Below are 20,673 nucleotides of genomic sequence, written 5' to 3' on the forward strand. Positions count from 1 at the left end.
ACGTACGGCGCTCAGGTTAACGACCGCTAACCGCGTTGTCTAGGATGGGACGCATGACCACCAGCCCCCCGCGGACGGACGCCCCCACCCGCCGCGAGCAGATCCTCAAGGAGGCCGCCCGCCTCTTCGCCGAGCGCGGCTTCCACGGCGTGGGCGTGGACGAGATAGGAGCCGCCGTCGGCATCAGCGGCCCCGGCCTCTACCGCCACTTCCCCGGCAAGGACGCGATGCTCGCGGAGCTCCTCGTCGGCATCAGCGAGCGGCTCCTCGACGGCGGCCGGCTGCGCGTCGCGGAGGCCGGCGGCGCCCCGGAGGCGCTCCTCGCCTCCCTCATCGACGGCCACATCGACTTCGCCCTCGACGACCGGCCGCTCATCACCCTCCACGACCGCGAGCTCGACCGCCTCAAGGACGAGGACCGCAAGCGGGTCCGGCAGCTCCAGCGGCAGTACGTCGAGCTGTGGGTCGACGTCGTCCGCGCCCTCCACCCGGAGGCCGGCGAGCCCGAGGTCAGGGCCGCCGTGCACGCCGTCTTCGGCCTGCTCAACTCCACCCCCCACCTGCGCACCCCGCTGGACCGCGCCGACCTGGAGCGGCTCCTGAGGAGCCTGGCCCACGGCGCCCTGGCCGCCCTGGACGCCCCGGCCCCCTGAGCGCCCCCCGGGACACCGCCCCAACCGGCCCGGGAGCCCGGCAGAATGAGCCGCATGCCGATACTCAGCCGTGACGCCCTCGTCGAGCACCTCCTCCGCACCCGGATCGCGGGGGACGTCGCCACGCCCCGTGAGAACAACCTGGACCACTACCGGAAGCTCGCCAACGGCGACCGGCACTACTGGCTCGGCCTGGAGCTCGGCGACCGGTGGACGGACGAGCAGGACGTGCTGGCCGTCATGGCGGAGCGCTGCGGCGTCGTCGACGACCCGGCCCACCGGGCCGGCCAGGACACCATCGACCCCCAGCTGACCGTCGACGCCCTCGACCGGATGGCCGGCCGCCTCAAGGAGGCCGCCGCGGCCCGCCAGCGGGTGCTGTTCGCGACCGGGCACCCCGGCGCCCTGATCGACGCGCACAGCCGGGTCGCCGCCGCGCTGCGGGCGCAGGGCTGCGACATCGTGCGGATCCCGGGCGGGCTCGTCGCCGACGAGGGGTACGTCGTGCAGTTCGCGGACGTCGCCGTCTTCGAGCGGGGCGCCAGCCTCTGGCACACCCACTCGCCCGAGCCGATGAACGCGATCCTCGACGGCCTCGCGCTGCTCGGCGAGGCCGCGCCGGACCTGGTCGTCGCCGACCACGGCTGGGCCGGCCGCGCCGCCCAGCGCGGCATCGACTCCGTCGGCTACGCGGACTGCAACGACCCCGCGCTCTTCGTCGCCGAGGCCGAGGGCACCATGAAGGTCACCGTCCCGCTCGACGACCACGTCGTGGACCCGCGCTTCTACGAGCCGATGACGGCCTACCTGCTGAACGCGGCCGGACTGCTCGCCTGACACCTCAGCCCGGCGCCGGTCCCGGGGCCGGATCCGGTCCCGGGGTCGGGTCCAGGTAGACCCGGCGCACCGAGGGGAAGCGGGCCCGCAGCCGGGTCTCCGCCCGCTCGCAGGCCCGCTCCACCTCCGCCGCCGTCACCACGTCCCGGAAGTCGACCTTCGCGGCGATCAGCACCTCGCCGGGCCCCTGGATGAGGGTGATCAGGTCGAGGACGTCCACCACGTGGGGGACGCCCAGCAGCTCCTCGCGCACCTCGGCCCGCATCGCGCGGGGCAGCGGGCGGCCGATGAGGAGCTGGGCGTTGGCCCGGCCCAGCACCCAGGCCACGTACACGAGCAGGCAGCCGATGAGGATCGAGGCGATCCCGTCCCAGACGCCGGAGCCGGTGAGCTGGCCGCCGAGGAGGCCGCCGGCCGCGAGCATCAGGCCGGCGAGGGCGGCGGAGTCCTCCATGACGACCGCCTTGACGGTGGTGTCGGGTGTGAGCCGCAGGTACCGGGCGAACGGCGCCCGCATCCGTTCCGCCTCCGCCCGGACCTGCTTGACGCCGGTCCGCAGGGAGAACGCCTCCAGGACGAAGGAGACGCCGAGCACGATGTAGGAGACGAGCGGGTCGCCCAGCTCCTCGCCGTGGGTGAGGGTGTGGACGCCGTCGTAGACGGAGAAGACGGCGCCGCCGACGAAGGTGGCGACGGCGGCGAGCATCGCCCACACGTACCGCTCGCCCGCGTGCCCCACCGGATGGTCCTCGTCGGCGGGCTTCTCGCTCCGCTTGAGGGCGGTGAGCAGCATGACCTCGGTGACGGTGTCGGCGACCGAGTGGGCGGCCTCCGACAGCATCGCGCTCGACCCGCTGATGACGCCCGCGGCGGCCTTGGCGACCGCGATCCCCAGATTCGCACCCGCCGCCACGAGGACGGTGACGGTGCTCTCGCCGTTGTCGGACATGATCGGACGGTATGCCCGCTCAGCGGCGCGGGACGCGAACGACACCCTCCTGGATGACGGAGATCGCGAGCCGCCCGTCCCTCGTCCAGATCCGGGCCTGGCCGAGACCGCGCCCGGCGGCGGCGGACGGCGACTCCTGGTCGTAGAGGAGCCACTCGTCGGCGCGGAAGGGCCGGTGGAACCACATGGCGTGGTCGAGCGAGGCGCCCACCACGTCGCCGACGGCCCAGCCGCCCCGCCCGTGGGCGAGCAGCACCGAGTCGAGCAGCGTCATGTCGGAGACGTACGTGGCGAGCACGACGTGCAGCAGCGGGTCGTCCGCGAGCTTGCCGTTGGTGCGGAACCACACCTGCGAGCGCGGTTCGCGCGGCTCCCCGACGGAGCCCCACGGCGGGGTCCCGGCATAGCGCAGGTCGACGGCCGCGCGGGCCTCGACGAGCCGCCGGGCGATGTCCTCCGGCAGGTGCCGGGGCAGCATCTCCTCGGCGGTCGGCAGCGACTCCGGGTCGGGCGCGTCCGGCATCCCCGCCTGGTGGTCGAGCCCCTCCTCGTACGCCTGGAAGGAGGCGGAGAGGTGGAAGATCGGCCGCCCGTGCTGGACGGCGACGACCCGCCGGGTGGTGAAGGACCGCCCGTCCCGGATCCGGTCCACCTCGTACACGATCGGCGCGCCCGGGTCGCCCGGCACCAGGAAGTACGCGTGCAGCGAGTGGGCGAGCCGGTCCGCGGGGACGGTCCGGCCCGCCGCCACCATCGCCTGGGCGGCCACCTGGCCGCCGAAGACGCGGGGGACGATCGCGGACCGGGACCGGCCCCGGAAGATGTCCTGCTCGATCCGCTCCAGGTCGAGCAGGTCGAGCAGGTCATCCAGTGCGGAAGGAGCTTCGGGCACTTACAGGCCCATGCTCTTCGCGATGATCGACTTCATGATCTCGCTGGTGCCGCCGTAGATGCGGTTGACGCGGTTGTCGGCGTACAGGCGGGCGATCGGGTACTCGTTCATGTAGCCGTAGCCGCCGTGCAGCTGGAGGCAGCGGTCGATGACGCGGTGCGCCACCTCGGTGCAGAAGAGCTTGGCGGAGGCGGCCTCGGCCGGGGTCAGCTCGCCCGCGTCCAGGGCCTCCAGGGCGCGGTCGGCGACGGCCTCGGCGGCGTCGACCTCGGCCTGGCAGGCGGCCAGCTCGAACTTGGTGTTCTGGAAGTGGGCGACCGGCTTGCCGAAGACGGTGCGCTCCTGCACGTACTGCTGGGCGAAGCGGACCGCGGCCTTGGCCTGCGCGTAGGCGCCGAAGGCGATGCCCCAGCGCTCGGAGGCGAGGTTGTGGCCGAGGTAGTAGAAGCCCTTGCCCTCCTCGCCGAGCAGGTCCTCGACCGGGACCTTGACGTCGACGAAGGCGAGCTCGGCGGTGTCGGAGGTCTTCAGGCCGAGCTTGTCGAGCTTGCGGCCGATGGAGTAGCCCTCGGACTTGGTGTCGACGGCGAAGAGGGAGATGCCGAAGCGGCGGTCGTCCTCGGACGGCGCGGAGGTGCGGGCGCAGACGATCACGCGGTCGGCGTGGACGCCGCCGGTGATGAAGGTCTTGGCGCCGTTGAGGACGTAGTGGGTGCCGTCCTCGGAGAGCTTGGCGGTGGTCTTCATGCCCGCGACGTCGGAGCCGGTGCCCGGCTCGGTCATCGCGAGGGCCCACATCTCCTCGCCGGAGACGAACTTCGGCAGGTAGCGCTTCTTCTGGTCGCCGGTGGCGAGCATCTTGATGTACGGCAGGGCGAGCAGCACGTGCACGCCGGAGCCGCCGAACTGGACGCCCGCGCGGGAGGTCTCCTCGTACAGGACGGCCTCGAACTTGTGGGTGTCGAGACCGGCGCCGCCGAACTCCTCCGGCACGTTGATGCCGAAGATGCCCAGCTCGCCGAGCTTGTAGTAGAAGTCGCGCGGCGCCTGGCCGGCCGCGAACCACTCGTCGTAGACCGGGACGACCTCGGCCTCGATGAAGGCGCGGATGGTCTCCCGGAACGCCTCGTGGTCCTCGTTGAATACGGTACGGCGCACGGTGCGACTCCTCCGGTGTGCGGGCCCAGTTGTCTAAGCGCTTGCTCAGTCTGTCTCCCCCTGAAGTTACCCAGCGGTCACCCGCCCTGTCCAGACTCCCCGCCTGTGATCCAGGCCCGCTCCACCGAGTCGTACCCGTACACCGGCCGCCCCTCCACCCCGCTGGTCCGGAAGGGTGCACCGTCCTCGTCCCCGATCCGGACCGTGCCCCGCCGCCCCTCCGCGCTCCACTCCAGCTCCAGGTACCAGCGGCAGTCGCACCCCGCCGTCCGCGCCGACACCAGCAGCTCCTCCGGCCCGGCGGCGGTCACCGCGTACGGGAAGGAGACAGCGGGCAGCTCCCGCCCCTCCTCCCCGGAGGCGTCGTACCCGTCCACGGGCCGGGCAACCGGCCGCGGCCGGTCCAGGTCCACCGCGAAGGACCGCGGCGTCACCGCCCCGCCGCACCCGTCGTCCATCCGGTACGCCGCCCACGGCAGCGGCGCCCCGCGCTCCACCACGCGCACGTGCAGCGCCTGGAGCACCACCGCCGCCGCGCCCTTCCCCTGCACCGACACCCGCACCAGCGTCTCCCCGCCGTGCACGGCCCCCCGCGCCACCGCCCACCGCCGCGCGTCGGCCGGCACCGGCGGCGCCCCGGGCGCCCGCTCCGCGAGATAGGTGTGCCCGCACCCGTTCTTCCAGAGGTGCGAGGCCACGGTCCACGTCAGCGGAGGCGGCGGGGGCGGCGGCGGAACCCCGGGCCCCGGGGACCTCCCGGGAAGGAGTACGACTCCGAGGGTCACCGCCCCCACGACCGCGAGCGCCCCGCCGACCAGGCCCGCCCACGCCCACCGGCGGCGCCCCCGCCCGGACGGGAGGCCCGGCGGGGCGGGGACGGGAGGAGAGGGCCGAGCGGGTGCGGCGGGCTCGCCGGCCGCGGCCGTGGCTGTGGGCTCCGGCTCCGGCTCCGGCTCGGGCTTCGGTTCGGACTCCGGCTCCGGTTCGGGTTCGGGCTCCGGGGCCGCCGTGCGTCGGGCGCGGTCCGCGCGGGTCCACGCCTCCTCCAGGGACCGGCGCTCCTCCGCGTCCGCCCCGCAGAGCGCGGCCAGCCGGCCGACGACGGCGAAGTCCTCCGGGACGGTCGCGCCGGAGCAGTACCGGTGCAGGGTGGAGGCGCTGACGTTCAGACGGCGGCCGAGCGCCTCGAAACTCCGCCCGTCCCGCGCCTTCAGCGCCCGCACGAGCCGCGCGAACTCCCCGGCCCCGGCGTCCTTCGGCATCCCGTCCCCCTCGGTCCCGGCGTCCCAGCCCTTCACGTCCTCCCACGTCACCGGGGGTGGAATGGTTCCGGGACGGGTGGTCGGCGCGTCACCGTTGCGGCGGCCCGGCGGCGCCCCGACGCTGGTGGAAGCACCCGACCGAACGACCCACGGGGGAACGAACCGTCATGACCAAGCTCCGCACCGCGCTCGCCGCCGCCGCTGCCGCCGCCCTGGGCCTCGCGGCCCTCGCCGCCGCCCCGGCGCAGGCCGCCGCCCTGCCCGCCTTCCTCGCCGCCTCCCAGATGCCGCCCTCGTCGACGCCGTGGACCGCCACCCCGGTCTTCGCGGGCGTCCCGGAGAACGGCGGCGCCCTCTGCGTCCCGTACAAGATCCCGGCGCAGAACACCCGCTACCGCGAGTTCAGCACCGAGCTCGACACCAACGGCGTCCAGATCACCCACGTGACCCGCACCGAGGCCGACGCGGTGAAGCTGGTCGACACCCTCCGCGCCTCCCTCGCCGGCTGCGGCCCCCTCCTGGAGCGGCAGAACCCGGGCCTGGACGCCGTCAGCGCGTACCACGGCAAGCTCGCCGTCGAGGAAGGCGCCTGGGTCTACAGCCTCGACACCGCCGACCCGCAGATCGGCAACACCGACATCCACCTCTTCTCCGTCGGCCGCGACGGCCGCACCGTCACCTTCGTCCGCTGGGGCCAGATGGGCGACCTCGCCGACGCCCCCCTGACCGCCTTCCGCACCACCACGAAGACGGCCGTGAACAAGCTCTACTGAGCCCCCGGCCCCGACCGCAGCGCGAACCACAGCTCCATCCGCACGTCCGGATCGTCCAGGTCGCGGTCCAGGAGGGCCGCGCAGCGGGCGATCCGCTGGCGGACCGTGTTGCGGTGCACGCCCAGCGCGGCGGCGGTGCGGTCCCAGCCGCCGTGCAGGGACAGCCAGGTGCGCAGCGTCTCGGCCTGCGGCCCGCTGAGGGGGGCGAGGAGCACGCGCGCGTGGGCGGCGGCCTCGGCCGGGTCGACCAGCCCGGCCAGGCCGTCCGCGCGGTGGCGCACCAGCGGCGCGCGGATCGCCTCCGCCCGCCGCAGCGCCCGGCCCGCCTCCGCGTCGGCCACCGCCAGTCCGTCGGGGCCGGCCGGGGCGCTCGCGCCGAGCGTCCAGCCGGGGCGGGCCGTCACCGCCGCGCCCGGCGGCAGCAGGAGCCGCACCGCCTCGCCGTCGTCCACCAGGTCCGTGCCCAGGGCCGCCGCCAGCGCCGCCGCCGCGAACGGCGTCCCGTCCCCGCCCCGGGCGTGCACCACCGTCCACGGGCCGGGGGAGAGCGCCGCCGCCTCCCCGGCGGCGGACGCGCCCAGCAGCAGCCGGGTCAGCGCCCCGGCCCGCTCCGGGGCCCCGCCGGCCCGGTGCGGGGCGGTCAGCAGCGAGAGCAGCACCACCGCCACCCCGGCGACCGTGTGGTCGCCGGGGTCGCGGCGCTCCGCGGCCACCCCGAGGACCGGCCCGCCGTCGCCGCCCAGCGCGTACGCCGCCAGCTTCAGCCCCCCGCCCTCCCCGCTCGCCGACGCCGGACCGCCCGGCCGGGGCCCGACCACCCCCGCCAGGTCCGCCAGGGCCCGCGCCGCCTCCTCCGGCGGCTCCCGGCCGGCCGCCGCCGACACCCCGCCGTCCGCCCCGTACAGCACCGCCCACCCGCCCAGCCGGGACGCCAGCGCCCTCAGGACGGCCGGGACCGGCGCCGGGCGCGCGGCGGCCGCCGCCAGGGACTGCTGGGCCTCCGCCACCCGGCGCAGCTCGTGCAGCCGGGCCTCCGCCATCAGCCGCCACAGCGCCCGCGCCACCGCCGTGAACGGCGTCCCCGGCGGCACCTCGATCAGCGGCAGCCCGTGCCGCACGCACGCCTCGACCAGCTCCGGCGGCACCGTGTCGTACACCGGCGTCACCCCGAAGCCCAGCGCCGCCGCGCCCGCCTCCACCACCCGCGCCGCGAACCGCGCCGGGTCCGCCAGCTGCACGCCCGCCGTCAGCAGCAGCTCGCCGCCGAGCAGATACGGGTACGGGTCCGCCATCTCCGAGGCGTGCACCCAGTGCAGCGCCACGTCCCCGGGCCCGGCGAGCAGCCGCAGCCCCAGCTCCCGGCGGGCGAGCAGCGCGGCGAGCGGCACCGGCGGCGCCGGGGGGGTGGAGCTCGGTCCCGAAGGCGTCACGGTCATGGTCCCTTCGTACATTCCAGGGCCGGAAGGTGGAGGAAACGTACACTTCAATGTGGCTTTCGGGCGACTTACGGTCGAGCCGCACCCCGACGACGGCCCAGGAGGCACCGACCCATGAGCAGCGACCAGAACACCCCGCGCGGCCCGATCGACTCGTCCCGCGTCCCGCGGTACGCCGGCCCCGCGACGTTCGCCCGGCTGCCGCGGCTCGACGAGGTCGGCACGGCCGACGTCGCCGTGGTCGGCATCCCCTTCGACAGCGGCGTCTCCTACCGCCCCGGCGCCCGCTTCGGCGGCAACGCCATCCGCGAGGCCTCCCGCCTCCTGCGCCCCTACAACCCGGCGCAGGACGCCTCCCCCTTCGCCCTCGCGCAGGTCGCGGACGCCGGCGACATCGCCGCCAACCCCTTCAACATCAACGAGGCCGTCGAGACCATCGAGGCCGCCGCCGACGACCTCCTCGCCACCGGCGCCCGCATGATGACCCTCGGCGGCGACCACACCGTGGCCCTCCCGCTGCTCCGCTCCGTCGCCAAGAAGCACGGCCCCGTCGCCCTGCTCCACTTCGACGCCCACCTGGACACCTGGGACACCTACTTCGGCGCCGAGTACACCCACGGCACGCCGTTCCGCCGCGCCGTCGAGGAGGGCATCCTCGACACCTCCGCCCTCTCCCACGTCGGCACCCGCGGCCCGCTCTACGGCAAGCAGGACCTCACCGACGACGAGAAGATGGGCTTCGGCATCGTCACCTCCGCCGACGTCTACCGCCGCGGCGCCGACGAGGTCGCCGACCAGCTCCGCCAGCGCATCGGCGACCGCCCGCTGTACATCTCCATCGACATCGACTGCCTCGACCCGGCCCACGCCCCCGGCACCGGCACCCCCGAGGCCGGCGGCATGACCTCCCGCGAGCTCCTGGAGATCCTCCGCGGCCTCTCCTCCTGCAACCTGGTCTCCGCCGACGTCGTCGAGGTCGCCCCCGCCTACGACCACGCCGAGATCACCGCCGTCGCCGCCTCCCACACGGCGTACGAGCTGACCACGATCATGAGCCGGCAGATCGCGGCGAGCCGATAATTCCCGGGGGTGCCCGGCCCCGCTCCGGCGGGCCGGGCACCCGTCGCACCCGAGACCGACCACCCGGAGGAACCGGCCCCATGACCCACGACCACGACCTGGTCCTGCGCCCCACGCCCGCGCAGACGGAAGCCGCCCTCAACCCGCCCCCCGGCCGCACCGGCGGCGACCTGGTCGTCGAGACCCTCGCCGGCCTCGGCGCGACGACGGTCTTCGGTCTCCCCGGGCAGCACTCCCTCGGCGTGTTCGACGCCCTGCGCCGCTCCTCCCTGCGCTACGTCGGCCTCCGCGCCGAGAACAACGCCGGCTTCGCCGCCGACGCCTACGGCCGGATCACCGGCGAGGCCGCCCCGCTGCTGCTCTCCACCGGCCCCGGCGCCCTCATGGCGCTCCCCGCGCTCCAGGAGGCCGCCGCCGCGTCCGCGCCCGTCCTCGCCCTCGGCAGCCAGATCCCCGCCGCCGGGCTCGGCGGCGGCCGGCACGGCCACCTCCACGAGCTGCGCGACCAGCAGGCCAGCTTCCGGGACGTCGTGAAGTCCGTCCACACCGCCCGCACCGCCTCCCAGATCCCGTCCGCGATCGCCGCCGCCTGGGAGTCCGCGCTCACCGCCCCGCACGGCCCCGTCTGGGTCGAGATCCCGCAGGACGTGCTCACGGCGGAGACGGTCCTCCCCGTCGTCACCGCCATGGACGCCACGCCCGAGGACCTCGCCCCGCGCCCCGAGCTGACCGCGCTCGCCGCGCACCTCCTCTCCACGGCCGAGCGGCCCGCGATCATCGCCGGCGGCGGGGTGATCCGCTCCGACGCCTCCGGCAAGCTCCGCGCGCTCGCCGAGAAGCTCGACGCGCCCGTCGTCACCACCTTCGGCGGCAAGGGCGCCTTCCCCTGGAAGCACCCGCTGTCCCTCCAGTCCTGGCTGGAGGACCGGCACACCACCGACTTCCTGGAGGACGCCGACGTCCTCCTCGTCGTCGGCTCCGGCCTCGGCGAGCTGTCCTCGAACTACCACACCTTCGCCCCGCGCGGCCGGGTGATCCAGATCGAGGCGGACGCGGGAAAGCTGGAGGCCAACCACCCGGCGCTCGGCATCCACGCCGACGCCCGGCTCGCCCTCCAGGCGCTCCTGGAGACGGCACGGGACCGCACCGACGCCACCGCCCCGGACCGGGTCCGCACCGTCCTCGACAAGGTCGCGGACCGGCTCGCCGCGCAGGACCTGGACCTGGAGCGGCAGGTCGTGGCGGCGGTCCGCGCGGCGCTCCCGCCGCGCGCCCCCAGCTTCTGGGACATGACGATCCTCGCCTACTGGGCGTGGTCCGCCTTCGACGCCCGGCACCCCAACACGATGCACTCCGCCCAGGGCGCCGGCGGCCTCGGCTACGCCTTCCCCGCCGCCCTCGGCGCCGCCGTCGCCGACCCGACGACCCCGGTCCTCGCGGTCTCCGGCGACGGCGGCGCCATGTACTCGCTCGCGGAACTGGCGACGGCGAAGCAGTACGGCCTCGACGTCACCTGGCTGATCGTCGACGACGGCGGCTACGGCATCCTGCGCGCCTACATGACCGACGCCTACGGCGAGGCCACCGGCACGGACCTCGCCCGCCCCGACTTCGTCGCCCTCGCCGAGTCCTTCGGCGTCCCCGCCGCCCTGACGACCCCCGAGACCCTGACGGCCGACCTGTCCAAGGCCCTCGCCACCCCCGGCCCCTCGGTCGTCGTCCTCCCCGCCCTCCTGAAGATGTTCGAACCGACGCACCTCTGAGCGGACGCGCTGCCGGGGCCCGCCTCCACGGCCGCCTTCGCGTGCGCCCCACCGCGCGCCACGGCCGCCACGACGTGGTCGCCCGCGTGCCGGAGGTGCTGCCGCAGCTTGTTCTGCGGCGACCGGGTCCCTGCCCCGCCCCCGGGCTCCGGGAACCCGCGCCGGGGACGCATCCGGAGCACAACCGGCGCACGGACACCCGGGTCCTAGGACCAAAGCCCGGTCTTTGTTGCCGCGGGATGAAATCGCACGTCGGGCACGTTGTCGCCTTCCGGTAGACCAGGACGGACGGGAGGCGCCACGTGGCCGTGGTGGGGCAGCAGCGGGAACAGGGGTGGGCGCGGCGCCTGTGGGCGTACGCCTGGCGGTACAAGACGGACGTCGTGCTCGCGCTGGGGTCGTCGCTGGCCGGCATGGCGCTGCTCGCGCTCGTCCCGCTGATCACCAAGGTGATCATCGACGACGTCATCGGCACCGGGACCCGCTCCCTGGCCGTGTGGACGGGGCTGCTGATCGCCGCCGCCGTCCTCGTGTACGTCCTGACCTACGTCCGGCGCTACTACGGCGGCCGGCTCGCGCTCGACGTGCAGCGGGACCTCCGGGACGACATGTACGGGACGATCCTGCGGCTCGACGGGCGGCGCCAGGACGAGCTGTCCACCGGGCAGGTCGTGGGGCGGGCCACCAGCGACCTCCAGCTCATCCAGGGCCTGCTCTTCATGCTGCCGATGACGGTCGGGAACGTGCTGCTGTTCCTGATCTCGCTGGCCGTCATGGCCTGGCTCTCCGTCCCGCTGACCCTCGTCGCCCTCGCCGTCGCGCCCGCCCTGTGGTGGATCGCCAAGCGCAGCCGCACCCGTCTCCACCCGGCCACCTGGGCCGCCCAGCAGGAGGCCGCCGGCGTCGCCGGGGTCGTCGACGGGGCCGTCACCGGCGTCCGGGTCGTGAAGGGCTTCGGGCAGGAGGAGCAGGAGACCGGGAAGATCCGGGAGGCGGGGCGGAAGCTGTTCGCCGCGCGGCTGCGGACGATCCGGCTGAACTCGCGCTACACCCCCGCCCTCCAGGCCGTCCCCGCCCTCGGCCAGGTCGCCGTCCTCGCGCTCGGCGGCTGGCTCGCCTACAAGGGCCAGATCACCCTCGGCACCTTCGTCGCCTTCTCCTCCTACCTGGCCTCCCTGGTCGGCCCGGTCCGGATGCTCGCCATGGTCCTCACCGTCGGCCAGCAGGCACGCGCCGGCGTGGAGCGGGTCGTCGAGCTGATCGACACCGAGCCGGTGATCCAGGACGGCACGAAGGAACTGCCCGCCGACGCCCCCGCGACCGTCGAGTTCGACGACGTCACCTTCGGCTACTCCGGCGACCGGCCCGTCCTCGACGGCTTCTCGCTGGAGCTGCGGGCCGGCGAGACCGTCGCCCTCGTCGGCTCCTCCGGCTCCGGCAAGTCGACCGTCTCCCTCCTCCTGCCCCGCTTCTACGACGTGGCCCGAGGCGCCGTCCTCGTCGGCGGTCACGACGTCCGCGAGCTGACCCTGGAGTCGCTGCGGTCCGCGATCGGCCTCGTCCCCGAGGACTCCTTCCTCTTCTCCGACACCGTCCGCGCCAACATCGCGTACGGCGTCCCCGACGCCACCGACGAGCAGGTCGAGGCCGCCGCCCGCGCCGCCCGCGCGGACCGCTTCATCGCCGAGCTGCCGGACGGCTACGCCACCAAGGTCGGCGAGCACGGCCTCACCCTCTCCGGCGGCCAGCGCCAGCGCGTCGCGCTGGCCCGCGCGATCCTCACCGACCCCCGGCTCCTCGTCCTCGACGACGCCACCTCCGCCGTCGACGCCAAGGTCGAGCACGAGATCCACGAGGCACTGAAGGCCGTCATGGCGGGCCGGACGACGCTGCTCATCGCGCACCGCCGCTCCACCCTCGGCCTCGCCGACCGGATCGCCGTCCTCGACGGCGGCCGGCTCGCCGACCTCGGCACCCACGAGGAGCTCCAGGAGCGCTCCGCGCTCTACCGCAGGCTCCTCACCGACCCCGACGAGCTGGGCGGCGTCTCGCCAGGACACCTCCTGAAGGCCGGGCCCGCGGCCCCGGCGGAGGACGACGCGCTGCGCGCCGAGCTGGACGCCGAGTTCGACGCCGAGCGGGGCATCACCCCCGCCCTGTGGGTGCGGGACGAGAGCCGGGACCGCGCGGCGAAGGCCGTCGGCGCCACCCCGGAGCTGCTCGCCGCCGTCGACGCCCTGCCGCCCGCCGTCGACACCCCGGACGTGGACGAGGCGCGGGCGGTGGAGCCGGAGGCGAGCTACGGGCTGCGCCGGCTGCTGCGCGGCTTCGGCGTGCCCCTCCTCATCAGCCTCGGCCTGGTCGCCCTCGACGCGGGCGCGGGCCTGCTGCTGCCGGTCCTCATCCGGCACGGCATCGACGAGGGCGTGAACCGGCTGGCGCTCGGCGCCGTCTGGGCGGCCTCCGCGCTCGCCCTCGTCACGGTCCTCGTGCAGTGGGCGGCGCAGACCGCCGAGACCCGGATGACCGGCCGGACCGGCGAGCGGGTGCTGTACGCGCTCCGCCTGAAGATCTTCGCCCAGCTCCAGCGGCTCGGCCTGGACTACTACGAGCGCGAGCTGACCGGCCGGATCATGACCCGGATGACGACGGACGTCGACGCCATGTCGTCCTTCCTCCAGACGGGCCTGGTCACCGCCTTCGTCTCGGTCGTCACCTTCTTCGGGATCATGGTGGCGCTGCTGGTCCTCGACCTCCAGCTGGCCCTGGTGGTCTTCGCGACCCTGCCGGTCCTGGCCCTGGCCACGTACTGGTTCCGCCGCTCCAGCGTGAAGGCGTACGAGCTGGCCCGCGAGCGGATCGGCGTCGTCAACGCCGACCTCCAGGAGTCCGTCGCCGGCCTGCGGATCGTGCAGGCCTTCGGCCGGGAGCGGGCGGGTGCCGCCCGGTTCGCCGAGCGCGGCGACGCCTACCGGGAAGCGCGCGTGCGCGGCCAGTGGCTGATCTCGGTGTACTTCCCGTTCGTCACCCTGCTGTCCTCGGGCGCCGCCGCGGCCGTCATGGTCGTCGGCGCCAACCGGATCGAGGCGGGCACCCTCACCACCGGCGCCCTGGTCGCCTACCTCCTCTACATCGACCTGTTCTTCGCCCCCGTCCAGCAGCTCTCCCAGGTCTTCGACGGCTACCAGCAGGCCGCCGTCTCGCTCGGCCGCATGCAGGAACTGCTCCAGGAGCCGACGTCGACGGCCGCCGCCGCCGAGCCCCGCGAGGTCCTGTCGCTGCGCGGCGAGCTCGCCTTCGAGGACGTGTCCTTCGCGTACGGCACGGAGGAGGCCGCGCTCACCGGGATCGACCTGCGGATCCCGGCCGGGCAGACGGTCGCCTTCGTCGGCGAGACCGGCGCGGGCAAGTCGACCCTGGTGAAGCTGGTCGCCCGCTTCTACGACCCGACCTCGGGCCGGGTCACCGCGGACGGCGCCGACCTGCGCGACCTCGACCTCACCTCGTACCGGCACCGGCTCGGCGTCGTCCCCCAGGAGGCGTACCTCTTCGCCGGGACGATCCGCGACGCCATCGCCTACGGGCGGCCCGGCGCCACCGACGCCGAGGTGGAGGCGGCGGCCCGCGCGGCCGGCGCGCACGACATGATCGCGACGCTGGACGGCGGCTACCTCCACGAGGTCGCCGAGCGCGGCCGGAACCTGTCGGCGGGCCAGCGCCAGCTGATCGCCCTGGCCCGCGCGGAGCTCGTCGACCCGGACGTCCTCCTCCTCGACGAGGCCACGGCCGCGCTGGACCTGGCCACCGAGGCCCAGGTGAACGCCGCGACCGAGCGCCTCTCCGGCCGCCGCACGACCCTGATCGTCGCCCACCGCCTCACCACGGCGGCCCGCGCGGACCGGGTGGTCGTCATGGACCACGGCCGGGTCGCCGAGGACGGCAGCCACGACGAACTCCTCGCGCGGGGCGGCCGGTACGCGGCCCTCTGGCGCACCTTCATCGGCGAGGCGGACGCGGAGCCGGAGGAGGAGCCGGCCGCGATCTGACGGGGCGGGGAGCCGGCCGGACCTGAGCACGGGGAAGCCGGCCGCGATCTGAGTACGGGGGCTCATGACCGGGCGCGGCGGCCGGGGTTGGATCGGAGGGTGAACGACCAGGCCCCCACCTCCGCCCCCGCCCCGGCCCCCGCCCCAGGCTCCCCCTTCGTCCCGGCCCGCACCCTGCGCCGCTGCGCGCTCTGGGCCGGGCTGCTGTTCCTCCCGGCGACGCTGCTCGGGGTGGTGCTGGCCCTCGCCTCCGAGAGCGGCACCCGGTGCGTGGTGCGGGGGACGTGCGGGGAGGTCCCCGGCTGGCTGTACGCGGCGACCCTGGCCGTCGCGGGCGGCGCCCTGGTCCGCGCCCTCACCGTCCCGGACGGCGCCCCGCCCACCCGCGCCCGCTGGGCCGCCCTGTGGACGCTGATCGGCGCCGAGACGCTCTTCCTCGGCCTCGTCATGGCCTACTTCGCCGGGTGAGGCCGGGTGAGGGGGGGAACGGGCCGAGGAGCGGGCTGGGGAGGGGGCCGCGGGGCGGTCCGCGGCGTGACCCGTCCCACAGCGGCAACCGTACGGGCGTCGGGTACGTCGTAAGCGTGTACGGCCACGGCACCAGCGGGGGAGGAACGGACATGCCCGGAGACACGACGGCCCGACCGTGCCCCGGCCCCGTCCCCGCGCACCCGCGCGCGTCCGCCGTCCGCGCGTCCGCCGTCCGCGCCCGCCTCCGCCGGCGCCTCGCCCGCGCGCGGGCCCACCCCGTCGCGTACGCCCTCGTGCTCGCGCTCGCCGCCGGGCTGCTCGTGCTGGCCGGGCCGGGCGCGGGCGGCGCCGGGGCGGTCTCCGTCTGCCAGGGGCGGCCCACCCGGACGGTCTCCTTCGCCACCGGCGAGCTGCGGCTCTACCGGACCCGCCACTACGCCTGCGCGCTGGTCCTCGCCAAGCGGCCCGGCGCGCCGCGCCCCATGAGGGTCACGCTCCAGCCGCGCGGCGGCCGGGCCGCCGTCGTGGGCGGGCGGTGGGGCCGGCAGGCCGGTCCGGTGACCGTGCACGCCCTCAACCGCTGCGTCCGCGCCTCCGCGACCGTCTCCGGACGCTCCGTCAGCACCGGCTGGATCCTGTGCTGATGCAGAGGTAAGGCCCCGCCGGGTCTGGCGGCCCGGACGCCCGCCCCGCTAGGTTCACGGCACCGTTGTGAATCATGGGGAGGGTGAATGCGTAAGTCGCTGAGACTGATGCTGTCGCTTTCGGTGCTCATAGGCACCGTGGGCTCCACCGGCGTGGCCACCGCCACCGCCGCGGAGACGGAGTCCCGCAGCACCGTCGCGGACGCGCAGAGCTCGGACATCAAGGACCGCCTGCTGGCGATCCCCGGGATGAGCCTGATCGAGGAGAAGCCGTACGCCGGCTACCGCTTCTTCGTCCTGAACTACGAGCAGCCGATCGACCACAAGCGGCCCTGGGCCGGCACGTTCCAGCAGCGGATCTCGGTCCTCCACAAGGGCACCGACCGCCCCACCGTCTTCCGCACCAGCGGCTACGGCCTGAGCACCACCCCGGGCCGCGCGGAGCCGACCCGGATCGTCGACGGCAACCAGGTCTCCATGGAGTACCGCTTCTTCACGCCGTCCCGCCCGGCGCCCGCCGACTGGTCCAAGCTGGACATCTGGCAGGCGGCCAGCGACCAGCACCGGATCTTCACCGCCCTGAAGAAGGTCTACGGCGAGAACTGGCTGTCCACCGGCGGCTCCAAGGGCGGCATGACCGCCACCTACTACGAGCGCTTCTACCCGCGCGACATGGACGGCGTCGTCGCCTACGTGGCCCCCAACGACGTCGTCAACAAGGAGGACTCGGCCTACGACCGGTTCTTCGAGAACGTCGGCACCAAGGAGTGCCGCGACCGCCTGAACTCCCTCCAGCGCGAGGCCCTGCTCCGCCGCGCCCCGCTCCAGGAGAAGTTCAAGACGTGGGCCGCGGCCGAGGGCGCCACCTTCAACACGGTCGGCTCGCTCGACAAGGCGTGGGAGGCGACCGTCCTCGACTTCGTCTGGGGCTTCTGGCAGTACTACGGCGAGGACGTCTGCGACACGATCCCGGAGGCGAAGGGCGCGAGCGACGACGCCGTCTACGAGACGATCGACGCCTACGCCGGCTGGAGCGCCTACACCGACCAGGGCCTGGAGTACTACACGCCGTACTACTACCAGGCGGCCACCGAGCTCGGCTCGCCCTCGATCAGGCAGCCGCACCTCGCGGGCCTGAGCCGCTACGGCTACCAGCCCGCGTCCAGCTTCGTGCCCCGCGAGATCCCGATGAAGTTCAAGCCGTGGGTGATGCGGGACGTCGACGACTGGGTCCGCAAGAACGCGAACCGGATGCTCTTCGTCTACGGCCAGAACGACCCGTGGGGCGCCGAGCCGTTCCGCGTCGACAAGGGCGCCCGGGACAGCTACGTCTACTACGCGCCCGGCGGCAACCACGGCGCCAACGTCGCCGGACTCGTCGACGCCGAGCGGGAGAAGGCCACCGCCCGCATCCTCGCCTGGGCCGGCGTGGACGCCCCCGCCGTCGCGGCCGCCCAGCCGCTGGCCGCCTTCGACGCCCGCCTCGACCGGACGGTCGACGAGGACGTGACGCGCGAGCACGGTCTGCGCCCGTAGGACCCCGGGGGTGCGGCCCCGCGCACGGAGCCGCACCCCTCCCCCTCGGACATCCGAGGGGGAGGGGTGCGAGAGGGGCGTCAGGCGTACGGGAGGCGTCAGGCGTACGAGAGGCCGAAGCCGACCGGGAACAGCGTCACCGCCGGGTCCTCGGCGCTCCGCACCGGGACCGGGAGGCGTCCGCGCGGCTTCGCCCGCCCGGCCAGCACCCGCACGGCGGCCCGGAGTTCGACGTCGGTCCAGGAGTAGGCGGCGAGCGCGGCCCGCTGCCCGGTGGTCCGGGCGACGTCGTACGGGTTGCGGATCGCGACCGTCACCACCGGCACCCCGGTCGCCGCGAGGCGCGCCACCAGCGTCCGCTGCGGGCTGGCCGCGGAGACGTTGTACGTGCCCACGACGATCACGTCCTGTCCGGCCGCCGCGGCCACCGCCTCCTCGATCCGGGCGGCGGTCGGGGTGATGCCGGTGGAGAGCACGGTCGGCGCGAAGCCCAGCTCGCGCAGGGCGGCCCCGAGGGTGGTGGTCGGCGGGCCGGTCGTCCCGGACGGGGAGGCCGGGTCGGCGCCGACGACCAGGACCCTGCCGTGCGAGGCCGGGGAGAGGGGCAGGAAGCCGTCCTCGTTGACCAGCAGGGTGGTGGTCCGCTCGGCGATCCGGTCGGCCTCGGCGAGGTGCCGGGCGGTGCCGACGACCCCGTCGACCGCCTCGCGGGTCGTGCACGGTTCCGCGAACAGGCCGCGGCGGGCCTTCAAGCGCAGGATCCGCAGAACCGATTCGTCGAGCCGTTGCTCCGTCAGTTCCCCGTCCCGGACCGCCTTCAGGACCGCGTTCCACGCCACGTCCAGCTTCGGCGGGTTGAGCAGCTGGTCCACGCCCGCCTTGAGGGCGAGCACCGGCACCCGCTCGTCGCCGTACTTGGTGCGCACCCCCTGCATGTCGAGGGCGTCGGTCACCACCACCCCGTCGTAGCCGAGCTCCCCGCGCAGCACCCCGGTGAGGATGGGGTGCGAGAGCGTCGCCGGGTCCCCGGACGGGTCGAGCGCGGGGACCACGAGGTGCGCGGTCATGATCGCGTCGATGCCGGCGGCGATCGCGGCCCGGAACGGCGGGGCGTCCAGCGCGCTCCACTGCTCCCGGGTGTGGGTGATGACCGGCAGGCCGTAGTGGCTGTCCACGGCGGTGTCGCCGTGGCCGGGGAAGTGCTTGGCGGTGGCCGCGACCCCGGCGCCCTGGTAGCCGCGGACCTGCGCGGTGACGAGGGCGGAGACGGCGCGCGGTTCGGAGCCGAAGGAGCGGACGCCGATGACCGGGTTGCCGGGGTTGACGTTGACGTCGGCGACCGGGGCGTAGTCCTGCCGGACGCCCATGGCGGCCAGCTCGGCGCCCGCGATCCGGGCCGCCTTGCGGGCGTCGGCGGGGGAGCCGTTCGCGCCGAGCGCCATCGCGCCCGGCAGGAGGGTCGCGGGCTCGCCGATCCGGCAGACGATGCCGTGCTCCTGGTCGGTGGAGATCAGCACGGGGACCGGGGTGCCGGAGGCGAGCGCGGCGGCCTGGATGCCGTTGGACAGCTCGGCGATCTGGTGCGGGTCGCGGGTGTTGTGGGCCCAGGCGAAGTAGATGATCCCGCCGAGGTGGTAGCGCCCGATGAGCTCGGCGGCGGTCCGGACGCCGAGCTCCCGGAGGTTGGCGTCGGCGTCGCCCCGGTCGGGGTCGGTGGCCGAATGGCCGTACACCCGCGAGACGAAGACCTGGCCGACCTTCTCCTCCAGCGACATCCGGCCGACGATCCGGCGCAGCCGCTCCTCGGTCCGGGCGTCGAGCGCGGCGGGGGCGGCCTGGGCGGCGGGACCGGCCGCCCCGGTGACGGCCGCGGCGGCCGCCGCGGCGCCGACGGCGAGCAGGGTGCGGCGGGTGGGGGCGTGGGCGGGGTGGGGCACTGGTGCTCCTTCCGGCCGTGCGGGATGAAGGAAACTTCCAAGGTGAACGGATAGTCTGAAAGTAACTGCCCGGTCAAGGATTCCCGCACGAATCGCCGAGAAGTCAGCGGTACGGCTCCGAGGGCCGAAGCCCGCCGGGCCCCGCGCCCGAGGGGCCGGGGCCCGCCCCGCCCGGGACTCCGCCCGCCGGGGGAGCGGCGGCGGGGAGGCGGCTCCGGGAGGTGCCGCCCGCCGGGGCGCACGGCACCGGACTCCGCGCCGGCCCGGGGCTCGGCCCGCCGGGGGAGCGGCGGCGGAGCGCGGCTCCGGCCGGGGGCTCAGGAGGTCGTCGCGATCGACGGCCACAGCTCCTGGAGGGTGCGGACCGTCTCGCGGATCGCGGGGCGGCGGGCCGCGCCCGCGCGCCACAGGGCGTGGAGGCGGCGGGTCGGGGCCGGGTCGAGGCGCAGGGGGGCCACCTCCGGGGGCAGTTCCCCGCGGCCGAGGCGGGGGACGAGGGCGATGCCCAGGCCGGCCGCGACCAGCGCGACCTGCGTGTGGTTCTCCTCCGCCTGGTGGACGACCAGCGGCTCGGACCCGGTCGCCCGCAGCGTCCGCATCAGCCAGTCGTGGCACACCGTCCCCGGCGGCTGCGAGATCCACCGCTCGTCCGCCAGCTCCTCCCGCCGCACCGCCCGCCGCGCCGCCAGCGGATGGTCCCGGTGGACGAGGACGTCGCAGCCGTCGTCGCCGATCACCGCCTGCTCCACCCCCGGCGGCGTCGGCAGCGGGGCGATGTCCCAGTCGTGCGCCACGGCCAGGTCGAGCACCCCGCGCGCCACCAGGTCCACCGACAGGTGCGGGTCGACCTCGGTCAGCCGGGCGTCGAGCCCGGGATGGCGGCGGGCCAGCTCGGCGAGCGCCCGCGGCATCAGGCCGCGCGCCGCGCTCGGGAAGCAGCCGAGGGAGAGCCGCCCGGCGGGCAGGCCCCGCCGCTCTTCGAGCCGTACCTCCGCCTCCTCCACGATCGCCAGCAACTGCCGCGCCGTGGAGGCGAGCTGCTGGGCGTCGTCGGTGAGCCGGACGCCCCGCCCGCTCCGTTCGAGCAGGGTCGTGCGGGTCTCCCGCTCCAGCTTCGCGATCTGCTGGGAGACCGCCGACGGGGTGTAGCCGAGCGCCGTCGCGGCGGCGCCCACGCTGCCGTGGACGGAGACGGCGTGCAGGGCGCGCAGACGGCCGAGATCGAGCACGGGAACC

The 20,673-nt window shown here is 75.1% G+C and carries 16 protein-coding genes; 9 read left to right on the forward strand and 7 right to left on the reverse strand.

The features are described 5' to 3' along the window. The first annotated feature begins 53 nt into the window (after positions 1-53). Both IE326_RS16830 and IE326_RS16835 read left to right on the forward strand, forming a co-directional pair. A complete protein-coding gene (locus IE326_RS16830) occupies positions 54-653 on the forward strand; it encodes an SACE_7040 family transcriptional regulator (protein WP_150228302.1) in 600 nt (199 codons plus the stop codon). Positions 654-707: 54 nt separating this feature from the next. Then, on the forward strand, positions 708-1,490 hold the full coding sequence (locus IE326_RS16835; protein ID WP_150228301.1) for a phosphatase: 783 nt from the start codon (positions 708-710) through the stop codon (positions 1,488-1,490). Between the two features lie 4 nt (positions 1,491-1,494). Here IE326_RS16835 and IE326_RS16840 read toward each other — a convergent pair whose 3' ends face one another. The 4 genes from IE326_RS16840 to IE326_RS16855 all read right to left on the reverse strand — a co-directional run bounded on the left by IE326_RS16840 (position 1,495) and on the right by IE326_RS16855 (position 5,751). Next, positions 1,495-2,439: a cation diffusion facilitator family transporter gene (locus IE326_RS16840; protein ID WP_190041916.1), complete on the reverse strand. Its 945-nt coding sequence runs from the start codon at positions 2,437-2,439 to the stop codon at positions 1,495-1,497. A 19-nt stretch (positions 2,440-2,458) separates the two neighbouring features. Continuing rightward, positions 2,459-3,331: an acyl-CoA thioesterase gene (locus IE326_RS16845; protein ID WP_150228299.1), complete on the reverse strand. Its 873-nt coding sequence runs from the start codon at positions 3,329-3,331 to the stop codon at positions 2,459-2,461. Next, complete coding sequence (locus tag IE326_RS16850) at positions 3,332-4,489, reverse strand: acyl-CoA dehydrogenase family protein (RefSeq protein WP_150228298.1); 1,158 nt, start codon at positions 4,487-4,489, stop codon at positions 3,332-3,334. It lies immediately after the preceding gene. Positions 4,490-4,566: 77 nt separating this feature from the next. Next, a complete protein-coding gene (locus IE326_RS16855; protein WP_190042273.1) occupies positions 4,567-5,751 on the reverse strand; it encodes a helix-turn-helix domain-containing protein in 1,185 nt (394 codons plus the stop codon). Between the two features lie 167 nt (positions 5,752-5,918). Between IE326_RS16855 and IE326_RS16860 the strand changes: the two genes are divergently transcribed. Next, entirely contained in the window at positions 5,919-6,524 is a 606-nt protein-coding gene (locus IE326_RS16860) for a hypothetical protein (RefSeq protein WP_190041917.1), read from the forward strand. On the opposite strand, the gene IE326_RS16865 is transcribed toward IE326_RS16860, so the two are convergent. Continuing rightward, positions 6,518-7,960 (reverse strand): PucR family transcriptional regulator, encoded by a 1,443-nt coding sequence (locus IE326_RS16865; RefSeq protein ID WP_190041918.1) that lies wholly within the window; start codon positions 7,958-7,960, stop codon positions 6,518-6,520. The two genes, IE326_RS16860 and IE326_RS16865, sit on opposite strands and share 7 nt — an antisense overlap. A 114-nt stretch (positions 7,961-8,074) precedes the next feature. On the opposite strand from IE326_RS16865, the gene speB reads away from it, so the two are divergent. The 6 genes from speB (at position 8,075) to IE326_RS16895 (ending at position 17,500) form a co-directional block, all read left to right on the forward strand. Next, on the forward strand, positions 8,075-9,040 hold the full coding sequence (speB, locus tag IE326_RS16870) for an agmatinase (protein ID WP_150228295.1): 966 nt from the start codon (positions 8,075-8,077) through the stop codon (positions 9,038-9,040). Positions 9,041-9,120: 80 nt separating this feature from the next. After that, positions 9,121-10,803, forward strand: a complete 1,683-nt coding sequence (locus IE326_RS16875; protein WP_150228294.1) for a thiamine pyrophosphate-binding protein — start codon at positions 9,121-9,123, stop codon at positions 10,801-10,803. A gap of 308 nt (positions 10,804-11,111) precedes the next feature. After that, entirely contained in the window at positions 11,112-14,849 is a 3,738-nt protein-coding gene (locus tag IE326_RS16880) for an ABC transporter ATP-binding protein (protein ID WP_373310236.1), read from the forward strand. Positions 14,850-14,948: 99 nt separating this feature from the next. Further along, the gene (locus IE326_RS16885; RefSeq protein WP_150228293.1) at positions 14,949-15,317 is read left to right on the forward strand and encodes a hypothetical protein; all 369 of its coding nucleotides are present in this window, start codon (positions 14,949-14,951) and stop codon (positions 15,315-15,317) included. A gap of 152 nt (positions 15,318-15,469) precedes the next feature. Next, entirely contained in the window at positions 15,470-15,964 is a 495-nt protein-coding gene (locus tag IE326_RS16890; protein WP_229915369.1) for a hypothetical protein, read from the forward strand. 87 nt (positions 15,965-16,051) lie between these two features. Next, positions 16,052-17,500 (forward strand): serine protease, encoded by a 1,449-nt coding sequence (locus tag IE326_RS16895; protein ID WP_190041920.1) that lies wholly within the window; start codon positions 16,052-16,054, stop codon positions 17,498-17,500. Positions 17,501-17,598: 98 nt separating this feature from the next. On the opposite strand, the gene IE326_RS16900 is transcribed toward IE326_RS16895, so the two are convergent. Together IE326_RS16900 and IE326_RS16905 are read right to left on the reverse strand one after the other, a co-directional pair. After that, on the reverse strand, positions 17,599-19,437 hold the full coding sequence (locus IE326_RS16900; RefSeq protein ID WP_150228291.1) for a glycoside hydrolase family 3 protein: 1,839 nt from the start codon (positions 19,435-19,437) through the stop codon (positions 17,599-17,601). 317 nt (positions 19,438-19,754) lie between these two features. Then, the gene (locus IE326_RS16905) at positions 19,755-20,666 is read right to left on the reverse strand and encodes a LysR family transcriptional regulator (RefSeq protein ID WP_150228290.1); all 912 of its coding nucleotides are present in this window, start codon (positions 20,664-20,666) and stop codon (positions 19,755-19,757) included. Between the last annotated feature and the right edge of the window lie 7 nt (positions 20,667-20,673).

Origin of the sequence: Streptomyces filamentosus (assembly GCF_014654895.1) — a bacterium.
In the GTDB taxonomy this organism is placed as follows: domain Bacteria; phylum Actinomycetota; class Actinomycetes; order Streptomycetales; family Streptomycetaceae; genus Streptomyces; species Streptomyces filamentosus.